A 17535-nucleotide genomic window follows, 5' to 3' on the forward strand; every position below is an offset into this window, starting at 1 on the left:
TGGCTATGAAAAAGATATTTTTAGCATTGATGTGCTTGTTCCCTTTGGTTTTATTTGGTCAAGGTACGGAATTAAGTACGGCTCCTAAGTGTTGGACAGTACCAGCAGTCTTCACTGCAGATGAGGAAGTTACGTTCTATTATGATATGACAGATGTGGGCTTTCAAGAAGGGGTTGATCTCTATTTATGGGCATGGCAACCAACAGAGCCAGATGCTGGTCATGGTGGTAACTCTTCGGATTTTGCCAAATTGGAGTACGTTGGTAACAACATTTATAAGAAGACTATGATACCAACACAATACTTCCATTGTGATGTATCAAAGTTCGAAGACGCTGAATGGCCAGGCTTTTGGCAACGCTTGAAGACGAAAGATGGAAGTCTATGGTCAGGTGTTTTTGCTGCTCCCGACAGCCGTTTAGAGTTTGCAAACTTCAAGAAGTCAGGTGCAGGTATAACCTTCTTTAGTGGTAAGAAGTCTACTGGTTTGACAGAGAAGTTTACTTTGGATGAGCCATTGACAGTCCTTTTCAACCCTGATGTGTATAAGTTAGGTGATAAGACATTGACAGAGTTGGCTAAAGATGCTGATTTCGTTCAATTTGGTGTACACTCAGCTTTAAATGATTGGACTGTGCAACAAACACTTGATGTATGGCGTCCTGCTGTATTAAAGAAGGCTGGTTTGAAGAAACTCTCTAATGGTCTCTATGCTTGGAACGTTGGAATACCTAGTGAGTATTATGCTTATAACCCTCAAGATGCAGGTCAAGCTGATAAGCCAACAATCCTTGCTGATCCTGATCAGAAGGCTAGTTTCCAACTTGAAAACATGAATTATATTATAATTAAGGTGATTAAAGATGCTAATGGAGCTAATCAGTGGGGTGTAAATAGTGGTGATCAAAAGCAAAAGGCAGGTTCTGCTGCACCTTATCCAGACCCTATGTTCTCTTATTTCCCTACACGAGTAAGTGCAAAGGATATCCTTACTTTGACCCGTGAATACAATGAACGAACATCTGGAGATTTAAAGTATACAATCGTAGCAGGCTCTAAGACTCTTACAGGAACTATGTCTGGTGTTCGTGACAAGCGTGAGGTAACACTTGATCTTAATAAGGAGTTAGAAGGCGTTAAAGCATCTGAATTGAAATTAACTATCAAGGAACAGCATGATAGAGTGGTTGTTGAATCAACTATACCACTTGTTGTAGCTGATTAAATAAGGTGATGGGAGAGGGATTCTCTCCTATCTTTATCAATCCATAAAAGCATTAAATTCTATGAAACTAACATTTCAAAATAAACTATCGGGGCTCATCCTCTTTATGATGATGTTGTTCTGTAGCAATGTATCGGCACAAAATATCACAGTTAGTGGTAGTGTTGTCGATTCAGAGAAAGAGCCACTTATCGGTGCTTCTGTAAGTGTTGTAGGTGGTAAAGTAGGTGCTATAACTGACCTTGATGGTAAGTTTAGTATTGAATGTAAGCAAGGTGACATGCTCGAAGTATCCTATATTGGGTATACAACACGTAAGATTCAAGCCGCAAAAGACTTGAAGGTTGTATTGGAAGAGGATGCTAAGAAACTTGATGAGGTGACTGTTGTTGGCGTTGGTTATGGTAAGATGCGTAAGAGCGACCTAACTGGTGCTATAGCATCTGTTAGTTCTAAGGACATGAAACAAGGTGTTATTACCTCTACAGAACAATTATTACAAGGTAAAGTAGCAGGTCTTTCTATCGTACAAAGTTCTGGTGCTGTAGAATCAGGAGCATCAATTCGCTTACGTGGCGGTACATCTTTGTCTGCAAGCAATGGTCCTTTGGTTGTAGTTGATGGTATTCCTGGTGTTGATATCAACTCTGTTCAATCGTCAGAGATTGTTAGTATGGACATTCTCAAGGATGCATCAGCGGCAGCAATATATGGTTCTCGTGGTGCAAATGGTGTCATCATCATTACAACTAATCGTCAGGGAACAGATACAGAAGTAAATACTATCCAATATAATGGCTATGTTGCCTTTGCTTCAGCAGCTCGCAAACTAGATGTATTATCGGCTAATCAATGGCGAAGCTATGTACGTTCTACTGGTAATATGAGTGCTTTGGACTTTGGAGCTAGCACTGATTGGCAGGATGAATTAATGCGTACAGCTGTCTCACATAGTCATAATATTAACTTCTCATCATCGAAGAAGAATCATGGATATCGTGCTAGTTTCACCTATAATAATAATGAAGGTGTAATCAAAACTAACACTATGAACAGGCTTGCAGGTTCATTGTCTGCATATCAAACAGGGCTTAATGGACATCTAAGACTAGATGAAGGTATCAATACAAACTTCGATAGTTGGCATCCAATCGATAGTCGAATATTCGAGCGAATGATTAATCTTCAACCTACGTTCCCTGTATATAATTCAGATGGAACCTACGCCCAATTGAATGGTACAAACACGGAGAATCCAGTTGAATTAAATAATCATCGTACAGAGGACCGAAAGCGTCATCGCTTCCTTGGATATATGAAAGCTGAGTTACAGATTATCGATGGTCTCTCTGCGACAATGAATACTTCTTATGAGTTCAATTCCGTTAAGTCAGGTCTTTATAAACCAACTTATGCGCGCATGGAAGGGCAGAGTGAGAAAGGTTGGGGTCAACGTCTTTATGATGATTATACCAATAAGCAGCTTGAACTTTACCTAACTTATGATAAGAAGTTTGCTGATATTCACCACTTAAATCTGATGGGTGGTTACTCTTATCTTGATAATATCTATGAGGGTTTCAGTGCTACTCGTTCTGGTTATGACTCTGATGCTTTCGGTTATAATAACCTAGGTGCTGGTAGTGATTATAGGCAAGGTGACGCTGGTTCTTATAAAGGAGGTTCTAAGCTAATATCGTTCTTTGGACGTGTTAACTATAGTCTTCTTGATCGTTACATGCTTACAGCAACCTTACGTCGTGATGGTTCTTCACGTTTCGGTGAGAACCATAAATGGGGTGTATTCCCCTCTGTTTCGTTTGCATGGCGTATCTCTGAAGAGCCTTTTATGGCATCAACTCGTGAATGGTTAGACAATTTGAAACTTCGTGCAGGCTTTGGTGTAACTGGTAACCAGAATGGTATTGGTGAATACAAATCGCTCTCTATTCTTTCGGCAGCAGGTTCTGCTTATTACGATGGAGCAACTAATACATGGAAGAACTCCTACACACAGATTCAAAACCCTAACCCTGATCTTAAGTGGGAATCTACTGCTCAATGGAACCTAGGTGTTGACTTCTCTGTATTCAATAAGTTGAATGGTACTTTAGAATTGTACTATAAGAAGACATCAGACCTTCTTTGGACCTATCCAGTACCACAACCTCCATATCTCGTTGGCACTATGTTAGCCAATGTTGGTGACTTAGTGAACAAAGGATTTGAGTTAACTCTAGGTTACAAAGCTGTTCGTACAAAGGATTGGACACTTGATGCAAATATGTCTCTATCGTATAATAAGCAAGAGATAACCAAGTTGTCAAATGATCAATATCAAGCTGTTGGTTTGCAGGCAGGACCTTTGCATAGTGTACGTGGTATGTCTAACATCTATTCACAAGTAATTAAAGAAGGTTATCCAGCTGGTGCTTTCTGGGGACCACATTGCCAAGGTATCTCTGAAGATGGCAAATATATGCTTGAAAAAGATGCTGATGGTAAGGTGAAGGAAGGTTATCTTGGTTCAGCAATGCCTAAGTGGAATATTGGTTTAAGTCTAAATGCTACATGGAAGAACTTTGATGCTAGCGTTGCAGCCTATGGTATGTTCGGACAGAAAGTACTGAATGTTAGTCGTATGGTATTATATGATCCAACACGTTTCCCATCACAGAATACACTTGACGACTTCATGACTAGTGGTATAACTGATAATCCAACTTTCTCTGATTACTTCATAGAGAAGGGTGATTTCTTCCGTCTTCAAGCTATAACATTGGGCTATTCTTTACCATTGAACAGCCTCAAGAAGCTAGGTCTCACTCGTCTACGTTTCTATGTAACAGGCGAGAATCTCTTCTGTATAACAGGTTATAAGGGTATTGATCCAGAGGTTAGTGTACCTGACAACGTACTTAACTCACCAGGTATAGACTTCTTCAATAGTTATCCACGACCACGTACTTTCTCTATCGGATTGAACGTTGGCTTCTAAGTTCATCGTAAATTCTAACTTTAAAAGATTCTATCTATTATGAAACGATTGAATTTCAATATATCAAATATGCTCCCTAAGAAGGCATGCTTAGGCTTAGGTCTTCTCTTGGCACTATCTTCTTGCACCGATCTAAACGAACATCTTTATGATAAAGTATCGCAAGACAACTATGGAAAGACATCATCAGAAGTGGCTACTATAGTCGGTGGTGCGTATGCCACATTACGTGGTTATGGAGCTAACACACCCGAAGGGGCAGGTGTTATCTGTTATCCAACTTGTGAGTACGTGTTCTTTACTCAGGAGTGTTCAAGCGATGAGGCTTGTATTCCAACACGTGGTACTGACTGGTTCGATGGCGGTCGTTACCAGCAGTTCCAGCGTCATAATTGGGACGTAAAGAACACGGGTATCCTTTCTGTATGGCGTTATAACTTCACCGGAGTATCGAAGATTAACGCTATTATTCATCAAGTAGAACAAAGTGGATTAAGCACTGAAGACAAGCAAAAAGTTGAGGCTGAGCTACGCGGTCTACGTGCTTATTACTACTACAACTTGCTTGATTGTTTTGGAAATGTGCCTATCGTGACCGACTTCACACAGAAGGAGTTGCCTGCAAACTCGCCTCGTAAGGATGTCTTTGCATTTATAGAGAAGGAGCTTAAGGATATACTTCCAATACTTCCATCAGGTACTACTTATGCTAAGTTTACGCAGAATGTGGCTAACACCTTGTTGGCTCGTCTCTATCTAAATGCTGAAGTTTACACAGGAACTCCGCGTTGGCAAGACTGCTTGGATGCATGTAGTAAGGTTCAAGGATATAGCTTAACTCCTAACTATAAAGCCAGTTTCGCTATCCAAAATGAGAAGTCTCCTGAAATTATCTTCTCTATTCCTTACGACCATAAACAAGGTACTGTTGGTAACTACCTAGCTAGTATGACCTATCATTACAATCAGAAGTTAGCCTTCGATCCAGCTGGTGTTTACCAGTGGTGTGGTAATGGTATTTGTGCACAGCCAGGGCTTTATTCTTCATTTGATGAGAAGGATGTTCGTCGCCAATGTCTGTTAATAGGTCAGCAGTATAGTGCTAAAGATGGTTCAGAAGTATTGATGGACGATGGTTCACCATTGAACTATACTGAAGAAATAGACAATTTCACCGATGCAGCAAAGAATGCTGGTGCACGTTTAAATAAGTATGAGTGGAGTGCAACTGACTCTTGGGAGCGTGATAATGATTGGGTTCTTATGCGTTATGCAGAAATCTTAATGATGCAAGCAGAGTGTAATTTCCGCCTCGGCTATACCCCAACAGCCCTCACATATATCAATCAGATTCGCAAACGTGCAGGTCTCAACGATCTTACAACATTGACACTTGAGGACTTAGATACCGAGTGGAAGCATGAGTTTGTATTTGAGAATCTTCGTCGAACAACCAACATTCGCTTTGGTACCTACTATCAGGCATGGTGGGAGAAACCAGCTGATCCAGCTGATCATCACACTGGTATCTATCCTATCCCACAAGAGGAACTGAACAAGAATCCTAATTTGAAGCAGAATCCAGGTTATAGTTCACAACAGTAAAAAGCGTTGAAAGCTCCATTATAAGTATATAATAAGGATGAAAAGCAAGATGGTTTTCTATCGTAATATATACTTATAAATGGAGCTTTTTCATGCTCTTAATTATCTTATAAAGGCTCTTTTTTGTGAGTAATGAGGCTTATTAATGAGTCTAAACTTATTGCCTTATCATGGAAAAGAGTTTCTTTATAATTGAAAAATAGATTAAAAATAGAAATAAATTAAACTAAAAAGGATACAAAAATAGATTATTTTCTTAGTAAGAACAATCTCTTTAATCTTTTAATCAGTTGTTTCTAGCGATAGAATCAAGTGTTTTAACCATGATAAGAGAGTGTTTTAAGCATTTAAGAGAATGATATTATGAGATAGTTAAAAGTTATTTTTAGATAAGAGAAAACGATTTTTTTGTTTAATTTTGTTCCTCTTTTTAACGATACATGTTGAGGGGCAGGATAACTTTTAACGTATCTCAGTATTACTTATTACATAATGGATAATGAATAAAAAGATATGGATTTAAAGTCAATACTTACTTTAGCAGCTACTGCTGGACTCTTATTTACATCTTGTGCAGATAGTTATGAGGGTGCACCCAAGAAGGTGGATGGAAGGCAAGAGGCGCATCAAGTGATGCCATTAGCCGTCCAGAAGACTAATAGTATGCAGGTTTATGCTCATTACATGCCATGGTTTGAGACAACAACGTCCAATCCGCAGAATGCAGGTAAGTGGGGTTATCACTGGACAATGAAGAATTGTGACCCTAATAAGATGGTTGGTAATGATAAAAGAGAGATTGCTTCGCACTATTATCCACAGATTGGTCCGTATGCAAGTGGCGATGAGGCAGTGCTAGACTATCAATGTTTGTTGATGAAATATGCAGGTCTTGATGGTGTAATGGTCGATTGGTATGGTGTAAATAGCGATAATTCTATTGCTCAACACAAGTCGAATACAGAGGCATTGTTCCGTGCTTTGAAGCGAGCAGGGCTCAAGATGAGTGTCGTCTATGAGGATCGTACATTGGACGGAGCGTCTGATAGGGTAGGAACAGCTCGTCAGGATATGCGCTATTTGGCAGAGACATTCTTCAAGGATGATAGTTATGTGAAGGTAGATGGGCGTCCACTTCTGCTTAACTTTGGTCCAATTACGATGGAATCACCGAAGGATTGGTATCGTGTCTTTTCTATCTTGACCACAAAACCGATGTTCCTTGTATTAGATGGAAAGCTCAGCAGCGTTAATAATACGAGCTATTCAGACAATGCGCAAGGCGTCTATACATGGGTAAATGCCAATCCGAACTATGCAATAGCTAAGAACTATAAGTGTTTTGTGGGTGGTGCTATGCCTGGATTCCATGACTATTATAAAGAAGGTGAGGGCAGTAATGGTTATACAACATACGATGCTGAGGGTGGAAAGTTGTTCCAACGCCAGCTAGATGCAGCCAAGAACGCTGGGTTAAAGTACCTTCAGATTAGTACATGGAACGATTATGGAGAGGGTACAACGATAGAGCCTACATTGGAATATGGCTACAAGTACCTCGAAATGTTGCAGAAGTTTACAGGCGTGAAGTATACAGTTTCCGACCTCGAAGTTATCTATCAATGGTATAAGGCACGTGTTGCCGAACCTAACAATCCTAAGGTTAAGGAAGCATATAATGCCCTTGTGCAACTGAAAATGGATGAAGCAAAGGCTATCATTGGTACTTTGAATAGTAAAAGATAAGGTAATTAATATCTCAATAAATGAAAACTAAGATTTTAAAACACTCCATTTTAGCAGTCTGCTTATCGCTCTTGCCAATGGCAATGATGGCTAAGCAGGAAGCAACAGTGAGTTCACCATCAGGTAACATTACGCTGACGACTGGTGTAGATAATGTGGGTCGTCCTTATTACTCATTGAATCGTGGGAAAGAGGAGATACTCCTTCATTCGGCACTTGGGTTGAAGTTGAAGGATGGCGACTTGTCTAATGACTTCCGACTCATAGGTTTCTCACGTGCAACTAAGGATGAAACGTGGCATCAACCATGGGGAGAAGAAGATGATGTACGCAATCATTATAACGAATTGACGATGAAGTTAGCACAGAAGAAAGGACTTCAACGCCAGCTGACCATTGTCTTCCGTGTCTTTGATGATGGTATGGGCTTCCGTTATGTATTCCCACAACAGAAGAACCTAAGCGACTTCATTATCACAGATGAGCTTACAGAGTTCTGTTTCAAAGGTGACCCTGAGGCATGGACATTGCCTTTTGATGCCGATTACTATGAGGGACTTTGGACGAAAGCACCATTGAGTAAGAAGCAGAAGGTGTGTACACCTGTTACAATAGAGGCTAAGCCAGACCTTTATATGATGTTACATGAAGCGAACCTGACCGATTACTCTTCATTAAATGTCAAGCCGATAGAGGCAAAAGAGGGTTATGTGCGATTGAAGGCAGAGTTAGTACCATGGTCAAATGGCGACTTGGTGCGTGCAAAAGCACCTTTCGTCTCTCCTTGGCGTATGTTATCAGTAGAAGACCATGTGTGTGGTTTGATAACAAACCGCATCATGTTAAACCTTAATGACCCTTGTAAGATTAAGGATACATCGTGGATTACAACAGGAAAGTACGTTGGTGTGTGGTGGACTTACCACATGCAACATGCCACATGGGGTATTGGTCCAAAGCATGGAGCCACAACTGAGAATACAAAACGCTATATCGACTTTGCTGCCGAGCATGGTTTTAAAGGCGTATTAGTCGAAGGTTGGAATTATGGATGGGAGAACGACTGGGGTAAGGAAGGTGATAAATTCAACTTCACAAAGCCTTATCCAGACTATGACTTCGATGGTTTGCAGAAGTACGCATTGTCGAAAGGAGTCTCACTGATTGCTCATAACGAGACAGGTGGTGCCGCAAAGAACTATGAGGAACAGCTTGAAGCAGCCTTCTCTCTCTATGAGAAGATGGGAATTAAGGCTATTAAGACAGGCTATGTGAATAAGGTTATGGACAACAAGGAGCTTCAACACTCGCAATATGGTGTGCGTCACTATCGCAAAGTGATTGAGGCTGCAGCCCGACACCACATCATGGTGGTCAATCATGAGCCTGCTATGCCAACTGGTCTACAGCGTACTTACCCCAACCTCATCGCTAGTGAGGGTGTGAGAGGACAAGAGTGGAATGCTTGGGATGGCGCTGGTGGCAACCCACCTTACCATCTTTGTGTGCTCCCATTCACACGTCAATTAGCTGGACCAATCGACTTCACGCCTGGTATCTTCAAGCTCGAAGGACAGGTTTATGCGCATACTCATCCACACACAACGCTTGCTAAGCAGCTTGCCGAGTATGTTGTCATCTACACTCCATGGCAGATGGCTGCTGACGAGATTGAGAATTACAAGGATCAACCAGCCTTCACCTTCATTGAAGCAATGCCTTCTAACTGGCAGAAGACGGTTATCCCGATGGCAGAGATTGGTAAGTATATCGTTACTGCACGTCAGAACCGTGATAACCAGGACTGGTTTGTGGGTGGAATGACCGATGAGAACGCTAGAGACATCAGTCTTAAACTCGACTTCCTAGCACCAGGTACAACTTATAAGGCTATTATCTATAAGGATGGACCTGATGCCGAATATGATAAGAACCCTTATCCAATGACCATCGAACAGCTTGTTGTGAACCATGATAGTGTATTGAAACTACACATGGCAAAGAGTGGTGGCTTTGCAATTCAGCTCATTAAGCAAGCGTAAGGAGCAATAGCTTATAGCTTATTAAACTTATATTCATCCCTGCCTTATCATCTTGAAGGGCAGGGATTTTGGTTATTATTTTGGTAAGGAATACTTGCCTTATATGTGATTTATTGTTATCTTTGCACCGTTTAGTACGTAATAATATGAGAAAATACAAGTTATTTGTAACATTTGGACTATTGACTATGTCTGTAGCAGTGCATGGTCAGACCTCAACAATATCGGGAGTTCTACTCGACTCATTGACCCATGAGGGGGAACCCTACGCTACTGTTCGTGTTTATAAAGGTAAGAAAAGCGATAAACCAGTGGCTATGTCGGTTACAGCTATTGATGGTAAGTTCTCTCAGCAGGTAACAGGGCAGGGTAACTTCTTGGTTTCTTTCACTGCTATGGGGCGTAAGGAGGTTCTCCGAAAGGTGCAACTTACAGCCACAGGAGGCGTTATCGACTTGGGGCAGTTGCTGGTTCAAGATGATACGAAGCAGTTGAAAGGTGTGGAGGTAGTGGCACAAAAGCCACTTGTTAAGATGGAAACGGATAAGATGTCGTATGATGTTCAGGCTGACAATGACGCTAAGACGAACACAGTACTCGACATGCTGCGTAAGGTTCCGATGGTAACTGTGGATGGACAAGACAATATCTCGGTCAATGGACAGTCCTCCTTCAAGGTTTATGTGGATGGTAAACCGAACGTAATGTTCTCTTCCAATCCCTCACAAATATTCAAGTCAATGCCCGCCTCGGCGGTTAAATCAATAGAGGTAGTGACCAATCCAGGTGCTAAATATGATGCCGAAGGAACAGGCGGAGTGCTGAATATCATCATGAACCGCGTTAATGGCAAGAGTGCCGTTAATATGAATGGATATAACGGAAACCTTGCTATCTCTGCAGGAAACAAGGGGTGGCGGTCGTCTGGGTTCCTTAGTGGACAGCAGGGAAAGCTGACGTATAGTGCTAACATCATGTATAACGCAGCAAAGTCGAAAGGTACTGTGACCGAGATGAGCCGTACTGCGAGTGATGGGTCACGTATGGACTATCGTCAAAAGGGCAATACTCACATCCCATTCACCATGGGTAACCTTAGTCTGGGCTATGAGCTTGACTCTATGAGCAATATTGGTGCATCCATTGGGCTTACTTCCTTTACCATGAAGAACGATGGTCACCCCATGACGACCTTCTCCGGCGGTCCTTACGGAACAGGTTTCTCGTATGGTAACGAGATGACCATGAAGAATAAGAACACCTCCTTTAACGGTAGCATAGACTATCAGCGATTCTTTAATAAGGCTCGCACAAGTAGTTTGACACTGAGTTATCTCTTCTCAACAACACCTGCCGAGAACACAAATCTTCGTGTTTATGATCCCTTACCAGCGGGTGTTACGATTCCATTAAAGGATCTTTATTCAGAGGCGAAGATGCGTGGAACGGAGCATACAGTGCAAGTCGACTATACCACACCAATAGGGAAAGGACAGACCTTAAGCACTGGTTTGAAGTTTATCGCACGTCGCAACTCTTCCGACTCGAAGTTTTATGACATCGTAAGTGGTGCTAATGTCTACAATGCCAACAACAGTGTGAATTATAGGAACACGCAGAGCATCCTTGCCGAATACGCTGAATATGCAGCAACAATGGGTAAGTTAGGTGCTAAGGTAGGGCTTCGTTACGAGCATACATGGGAGAACGTGAAGTTCATAGTAGGTCCTGGTGCCAACTTCAAGAAGCACTATGGCAACCTAGTACCATCTGCCAGCCTTACTTACAACCTATCAGCTGGTATGAATTTAGGCGTTAACTATTCTATGCGAATCAGTCGACCAGGTATCAGTTATCTGAATCCTTACCACGACATAAGCAACCCGACCGCCGATAGCTATGGTAATCCTGACTTGCAAGTAGAGAAGAGTCACAACATAAAAGTAGTCTTCAACTCCTTCACACCGAAGTTTATGATCAACGTAACACTCGGTGAGAACTTTGCCAATAATCAGATAGAACAGTACTCATTCATGCATGGTTCGATACTGAATACCACGTATGGCAACATCGTTAAAAGCCGTTGGACGAACTTCAGTTCATTTATGAATTACGCTGTAACTAGTAAGACACGACTGATGCTAACAGCCAATGTTGACTATGCAGATATTCGATCGGAACAACTCAATGCACATAACTATGGATGGCAAGCCACTACGTTCCTCGGTGTGCAGCAAACCTTCCCTTGGGATTTGAAATGGAGTATGTTCGTGGGTGGAATGACGAAGAAGTATTCTCTACAAGGCTATAACGGCGGCTTTAATATGTTTAATACAACGCTATCAAAGAGCCTTATTAAGGATAAACTCGACTTGAGTTTGATGTATTTCGTGCCATTCACTGGTAAGATAAAGATAAATCAGTATAGTCATGGAGCCGACTTTGAGAATCGTATGAACATCTCAATTCCTGCCCAGATGATATCCTTCACACTTACATGGAACTTTGGTAACACCAAGAAGCAATACCAGAGTCATGAGACAAAGATAACTAACGACTTCCAAGAAAAGAAGAACGACCAGCAGATGAACGGCATGGGAATGGGTGTCGGGATGTAATCTTCCGTACTTGTTTATCGTTATTAATGTTCCTAATGGGCATTAATTAAAATCATAAAGGGCTGTAACACGAATGATGTTACAGCCCTTTCATTGCCTTAATAGTCTCTCTTTGAATCACTCGATAGTATCTCTTTTACTCGTTCGATAGTATATCTCCCATTCACAAGATACTTTGTTAACGGGATTATACACGCTTGTATAACTGATTATACACGCTTGTATAACTGATTATACACACCTGTATAATTGATTGTACAGCCTTGTATAAAAGTCTTCAAAGCCTTTCTAATGGATTGGATACATAATAGAAAGCCTCTTGATGAGCTTCTTAAAGGAGGGAATAAGTCTATGGTAGTTAATTAAAGAATACTCTTTGCCATTTGAAGAGGGCGTTTCCTTGATGTGAGAAGAGCCTTTCTTCATATCAACGAAAGGCTTTCTTTAATTTGAAGAAAGCCTCTCATTGTTCGCTCCCGTTAGGCACTCCTCCCCTTGGGGGAGGCTGGGAGGGGTTAAAGTCAAGCGTCTTTACTCCTTTGTAATCATATTACGTGAAAGTCTCATGAGGATGGCGAAGATGATACAAGCAGTGATGAAGCCAGCGATGGCATCGATGAGATAGTGTGCTTGAATATATACTGTTGCACAACAAAGGAGGATGTAGAACGGTGCAAGAACAGCCAAGAGACGATAGTTGCGGTCGTGCCATAAGAGCAACATACAGACTGTGCTCACGCCAACATGCGAACTCGGGAACGCTGCCGTTGGTCTTTCGCCTGCCGCCTTAGCGTCTTCAACGAGGTGATAGAATATGCCGTCAGTATAACCAGGGCTTGGTAAGCACTCTTGATGATGGTTGAAATAATCGTGCAAGTTAGGGAATACGCCCGCAGCAGCTTGTTGTAAGCCTATCGCCTTATAGTAGAATGTAGGACCAACGACCGGTAGGAAGATGAAGATAACATAATAGATAAAGAACGAAGAGAGAATGACGAAGGCAGCACGATTGAACTCCTTGTAATGCCAACCGAAGTAGTAAACGGCGGTTGCAGCTATCATTGGATAATAAGCAGCGTATCCCATGTCGAATAACTCACTGAAGATATGCCCCGGAAGAGCCTTTGCAAAGAGCAAAGCAGGCTGACATCCGAAGAGAGATTGCTCCCATGTAGCTGCTAAATGGTCAAGGTTTGGGAGGTGGCGGTTGATCTCGTAAGTATCAGGATACCACCATGCGAGTAATGCCATTTGCACTCCTACACGTGTGAAGCGTGTTAGTCGACAGGGTGCAATGCGATAAACAAGCCACATAACAGCCGTGAGAGCAACGATGCGGATGCGCCCGTAGATCATAGCTTGTGGGTTATTGATGCTGGTGTACATGAAGAATGTGATGATAAGTGTCAATACCAAGTAAGCCATTACCACCCATTCGTATGCCATAAGACCCTTAACAGGTTTCTTCTCTAGCTTAAATAAGTTTGTTATGAATCGTTTCATTGTTTGTTGTTATTGGACTTATTAGCCCCATTATCCCTATTAGGCTTATTCGTCCAATTAGCCTAATAATAATTAGCTAATCTATAGCCAACCCTCTTTCTTATACCAATCAATTGTCTCTTTCACCCCTCTCTTGAGGTCATACTTCGGTTGATAGCCCAGTTCGTCGATAGCTGGTTGGATGTTACAACGCCAGTTTCGCTGTTTAAGAATCTGATATTTATCATTGTTAAGAGCCGATATTTTACCCGTAATATGCCCTATTAGGTCGCCAAAGAAGGTCACAATACGCAGCAACCAGATAGGTGCAGTAATGCGAATCCACCATGGTTTGCCCAGTTCCTCATGTATCAAGTCGCTGAAAGTGGTGCTTTGATAAACCTTACCATCGCTTAGGAAGTATGCACTTCCAGCCTTCCCGTGCTCAAGCGATAGGAAGACAGCCTGCACAACATCCCTTACATAGACGAAGGTGATGTCTTGTTGCTTGTAACCAACAGCAAAGTCGGAGTGCCCCTTGATACTCTTTGCCATCAAGAAGTAATCCTTCTCTCTCGGACCATATACCCCTGTTGGGCGCAGGATAATATAAGGAAAGTCATTGGGGAGCATTGCTTCAGCCCTTAACTTACTTTGTCCGTATGCCGTATTAGGCTTTGGAGTGTCCGTAGGTTCAATCTCCTTGTAAGGTTGTTGCTCTCTGATAGCTCCAAAGATACTAAGACTTGAAATGAAGACAAAGCGTTTCAGTGCTGGTTGAGTAGCTTGAAGTGCCTTTACGAGATTGTTTGTTCCATCCGTATTGATGCGGAAGAAGTCTGCTTTATGCAAACACTTCGTCACACCAGCAGCGTGAATAACATAGTCGAAGGCGTGTCCTGCAAGCTGTTCTGTCAATTTATCGACAGAAGAAAAGTCTAATTCTATGAAATGAATGCGCTCATCTCTTAAATACTCTCTCGATGACGAGCGACGCACGGCAGCCCAGGTTTCATATCCTTGACGTATTGCCTCTTCCACTATAAATGACCCAATGAAGCCCGAAGCACCTGTTATTAATATCTTATTCATCGAAAATATCTTAGCAAACGTTTGCAAAGATACAAACTTTTTCGTTACTTTGTCGAATATATAAACATACTAATTCCATTATTTATGACGAAAGATAAGAAAGGTGGAAAACGATTAACTAAGAAGCAACTAGCCGAACAGTTGACTTCTTTCTTTCAGTCGCAACCTAACGAAACATATAGTTTTAAAGAGATATTCCGTGCTTTGAAGTTAAAGACACATCCGGCTAAGATGTTAGCAATTGATGTGATGGAAGAGATGGCATGGGACGACTTTCTTGCAAAGGTAGGCGATAGTGCCTATACTCTCAATACAAAGGGACAGGTGCAAGAAGGTACTTTCATTCGCAAAGCTAATGGAAAGAATACCTTTCAACCAGACGATGGTGGCACTCCTGTATTCGTCTCCGAGCGTAATTCGATGGCTGCTTTAAATGGCGATCATGTCAAAGTGCAGTACATGGCAAGACGCCAGAATCATATTAAGGAGGCAATGGTCATCGAGATATTGCAGCGCAAGAAAGACACCTTCGTAGGCAAGTTAAGAGTGGAGAAGGACATTGCCTTCCTTGTAACTCAGGAGAATCTCTTTATCCATGACATACTAATTCCTAAGAAGAAGTTGCGTGGTGGAACTACAGGTGACCGTGCTTTGGTGAAGATAACACAATGGCCTGACGCAAACCACAAGAACCTTATGGGCGAGGTAGTCGATGTCTTGGGTGCAGCTGGTGATAATGACGTTGAGATGAACACCATTCTTGCGCAATACGGATTGCCTTATAAGTATCCTAAACGCGTCGAGGATGCTGCCGAAAAGATAAGTGCTAAGATCACAGAGCAGGACTTTAAGGAGCGAGAAGACTTCCGTGACGTGTGGACTTGTACGATAGATCCAAAGGATGCAAAGGACTTTGACGATGCTCTCTCTATACGAAGACTAGAGAAGGAAGGGCTTTGGGAAGTTGGTGTACATATAGCAGATGTATCGCATTATGTCAAAGAAGGCGACATAATTGACCGTGAGGCACAGCAGAGAGCGACCTCTGTTTATCTTGTGGATCGCACTATTCCAATGCTTCCAGAGCGTCTTTGTAATTTCATTTGTTCGTTGCGTCCCAATGAGGAGAAGCTCGCTTTCAGTTGTATCTTCAATCTTGATAATGACGCAAATGTAAAGGCTTACCGCATTGTACACACCGTTATCAAGTCGAATAGGCGTTACGCTTATGAAGAGGCACAGCAATTACTGGAAGATAATGGTGTTGTTGATGGTACAGGAGAGCCTGCCCCAAAGCCAGGGAAGGATGGTTATAAGGGTGAATATGCCGAAGAAATCATTACACTAGACCGCTTGGCAAAACTTCTTAGAGCACGTCGTTTCAAGGGCGGAAGCGTTAAGTTCGATTCAGAAGAGCTCCATTTCGATGTAGATAACACTGGTAAGCCGCTCCGTTGTTACTTCAAACGATCGAAAGATGCCAACAAGTTGATAGAAGAATTTATGCTCCTTGCTAATAAAACAGTAGCGGAAAGCATTGGAAAGACCGTTAAAGGCAAGAAAGCAAAGACTCTCCCTTATCGAGTTCACGATAATCCAGACCCTCAGAAGTTTGAGAATCTACGTGAATTCAGTGCTAAGTTCGGTTATAAACTTAAGTCTTCGAGTACGAAGGGGGCTACAGCTCGTGCGTTGAACAAGCTCATGGATGAGGTACAAGGTACTCGCGAAGAGAAGGTGATACAAACGATTGCCCTGCGATCGATGATGAAAGCGAAGTATACAACGCATAACATTGGGCACTTCGGACTAGCTTTTGATTACTACACACACTTTACTTCGCCTATTCGTCGCTATCCCGACACCATGGTGCATCGCTTGATAACACGTTACCAGAATGGTGGTCGTTCTGCAAACAAGGATCACTATGAAGAGTTGTGTGAGCATTGTTCGGATATGGAATTGGTTGCGCAGAATGCAGAACGCGACTCCATCAAGTATAAGATGGTTGAGTTTATGGGCGAACACATCGGTGAGTGTTACGATGCACATATATCAGGTATCCAGAGCTTCGGTATCTATGCAGAGATAGATGAGAACCATTGCGAAGGCATGATACCAATGCGTGACCTTGATGATGACTACTACGACTTCGACGAAAAGAACTATTGTCTAGTAGGGCGACGCCGTCATCACGTTTATCAACTGGGTGATCCTATCCGTATAAAGGTGGCTAAAGCGAACCTAGAACGCAAACAGCTCGACTTCACACTAGATGATGGTCGACCCGTGAAGATGCCCCAACAACCTGTAAAGGAGCAACCAAAAGATAGGAAGAAGAAGGAAAGAAGGCGGAGAAGATAAGGCTTTCTCTAATTCAAAATGCATAATTCACAATTCAAAATTGGGATTACTTCGAGTTGACAAGTACACGAGTTGACGTGTAGACAAGTTGTTAGGTAGAGTTGACAAGTACACGAGTTGACGTGTAGACAAGTTGTTAGTTCTGTTGGATGTGGCATCTCTTGGACAAGAAAACACCTATCCTAACTGGTTCCCGTTAGGCACTCCTTCCCTTAGGGGAGGCTGGGTGGGGAGTCCAGGCGAGGGCGTCTGTCCCTACAGCGTGGGGTTACTTTCAATTTAATGAGAGCTTAACAATGGTAAGCACAATGATGGATTTTGAATTATGAATTATGAGTTAAGACAGAAAAATGATTCTATTT

The 17535-nt window shown here is 42.1% G+C and carries 9 protein-coding genes; 7 read left to right on the top strand and 2 right to left on the bottom strand.

Translation table 11 applies throughout. The annotated features are described in order from the left end of the window. Positions 1-5 precede the first annotated feature (5 nt). From F0475_RS01230 to F0475_RS01255, 6 genes are all read left to right on the top strand, one after another. The gene (locus tag F0475_RS01230; RefSeq protein ID WP_009434322.1) at positions 6-1226 is read left to right on the top strand and encodes a hypothetical protein; all 1221 of its coding nucleotides are present in this window, start codon (positions 6-8) and stop codon (positions 1224-1226) included. Between the two features lie 61 nt (positions 1227-1287). Continuing rightward, complete coding sequence (locus tag F0475_RS01235; RefSeq protein WP_155715040.1) at positions 1288-4224, top strand: SusC/RagA family TonB-linked outer membrane protein; 2937 nt, start codon at positions 1288-1290, stop codon at positions 4222-4224. Between the two features lie 39 nt (positions 4225-4263). Further along, positions 4264-5829 (top strand): RagB/SusD family nutrient uptake outer membrane protein, encoded by a 1566-nt coding sequence (locus F0475_RS01240; RefSeq protein ID WP_009434328.1) that lies wholly within the window; start codon positions 4264-4266, stop codon positions 5827-5829. Between the two features lie 513 nt (positions 5830-6342). Continuing rightward, complete coding sequence (locus F0475_RS01245; RefSeq protein WP_009434388.1) at positions 6343-7575, top strand: glycoside hydrolase family 71/99-like protein; 1233 nt, start codon at positions 6343-6345, stop codon at positions 7573-7575. A 20-nt stretch (positions 7576-7595) separates the two neighbouring features. After that, the gene (locus F0475_RS01250) at positions 7596-9617 is read left to right on the top strand and encodes a glycoside hydrolase family 97 protein (RefSeq protein WP_155715041.1); all 2022 of its coding nucleotides are present in this window, start codon (positions 7596-7598) and stop codon (positions 9615-9617) included. Between the two features lie 146 nt (positions 9618-9763). Continuing rightward, on the top strand, positions 9764-12235 hold the full coding sequence (locus F0475_RS01255; protein WP_155715042.1) for an outer membrane beta-barrel family protein: 2472 nt from the start codon (positions 9764-9766) through the stop codon (positions 12233-12235). A gap of 531 nt (positions 12236-12766) precedes the next feature. Here F0475_RS01255 and F0475_RS01260 read toward each other — a convergent pair. Both F0475_RS01260 and F0475_RS01265 read right to left on the bottom strand, forming a co-directional pair. Beyond that, positions 12767-13738 carry a phosphatase PAP2 family protein gene (locus F0475_RS01260; RefSeq protein WP_009434399.1) on the bottom strand — a complete coding sequence of 324 codons (972 nt, stop codon included), beginning with the start codon at positions 13736-13738 and terminating at the stop codon, positions 12767-12769. An 81-nt stretch (positions 13739-13819) separates the two neighbouring features. Beyond that, on the bottom strand, positions 13820-14809 hold the full coding sequence (locus F0475_RS01265) for an NAD-dependent epimerase/dehydratase family protein (protein WP_155715043.1): 990 nt from the start codon (positions 14807-14809) through the stop codon (positions 13820-13822). A gap of 84 nt (positions 14810-14893) precedes the next feature. Between F0475_RS01265 and rnr the strand changes: the two genes are divergently transcribed. Next, positions 14894-17173, top strand: a complete 2280-nt coding sequence (gene rnr, locus F0475_RS01270; protein ID WP_155715044.1) for a ribonuclease R — start codon at positions 14894-14896, stop codon at positions 17171-17173. Positions 17174-17535: the final 362 nt, after the last annotated feature.

It is taken from the genome of Prevotella vespertina (assembly GCF_009728485.1).
GTDB lineage: Bacteria > Bacteroidota > Bacteroidia > Bacteroidales > Bacteroidaceae > Prevotella > Prevotella vespertina.

What these genes read in the sequence shown, in the direction of transcription:
- F0475_RS01230 (WP_009434322.1), top strand. Translation starts at nt 6, where the DNA reads ATGAAAAAGATATTTTTAGCATTGATGTGCTTGTTCCCTTTGGTTTTA.
- F0475_RS01235 (WP_155715040.1), top strand. Translation starts at nt 1,288, where the DNA reads ATGAAACTAACATTTCAAAATAAACTATCGGGGCTCATCCTCTTTATG.
- F0475_RS01240 (WP_009434328.1), top strand. Translation starts at nt 4,264, where the DNA reads ATGAAACGATTGAATTTCAATATATCAAATATGCTCCCTAAGAAGGCA.
- F0475_RS01245 (WP_009434388.1), top strand. Translation starts at nt 6,343, where the DNA reads ATGGATTTAAAGTCAATACTTACTTTAGCAGCTACTGCTGGACTCTTA.
- F0475_RS01250 (WP_155715041.1), top strand. Translation starts at nt 7,596, where the DNA reads ATGAAAACTAAGATTTTAAAACACTCCATTTTAGCAGTCTGCTTATCG.
- F0475_RS01255 (WP_155715042.1), top strand. Translation starts at nt 9,764, where the DNA reads ATGAGAAAATACAAGTTATTTGTAACATTTGGACTATTGACTATGTCT.
- F0475_RS01260 (WP_009434399.1), bottom strand. Translation starts at nt 13,738, where the DNA reads ATGAAACGATTCATAACAAACTTATTTAAGCTAGAGAAGAAACCTGTT.
- F0475_RS01265 (WP_155715043.1), bottom strand. Translation starts at nt 14,809, where the DNA reads ATGAATAAGATATTAATAACAGGTGCTTCGGGCTTCATTGGGTCATTT.
- rnr (WP_155715044.1), top strand. Translation starts at nt 14,894, where the DNA reads ATGACGAAAGATAAGAAAGGTGGAAAACGATTAACTAAGAAGCAACTA.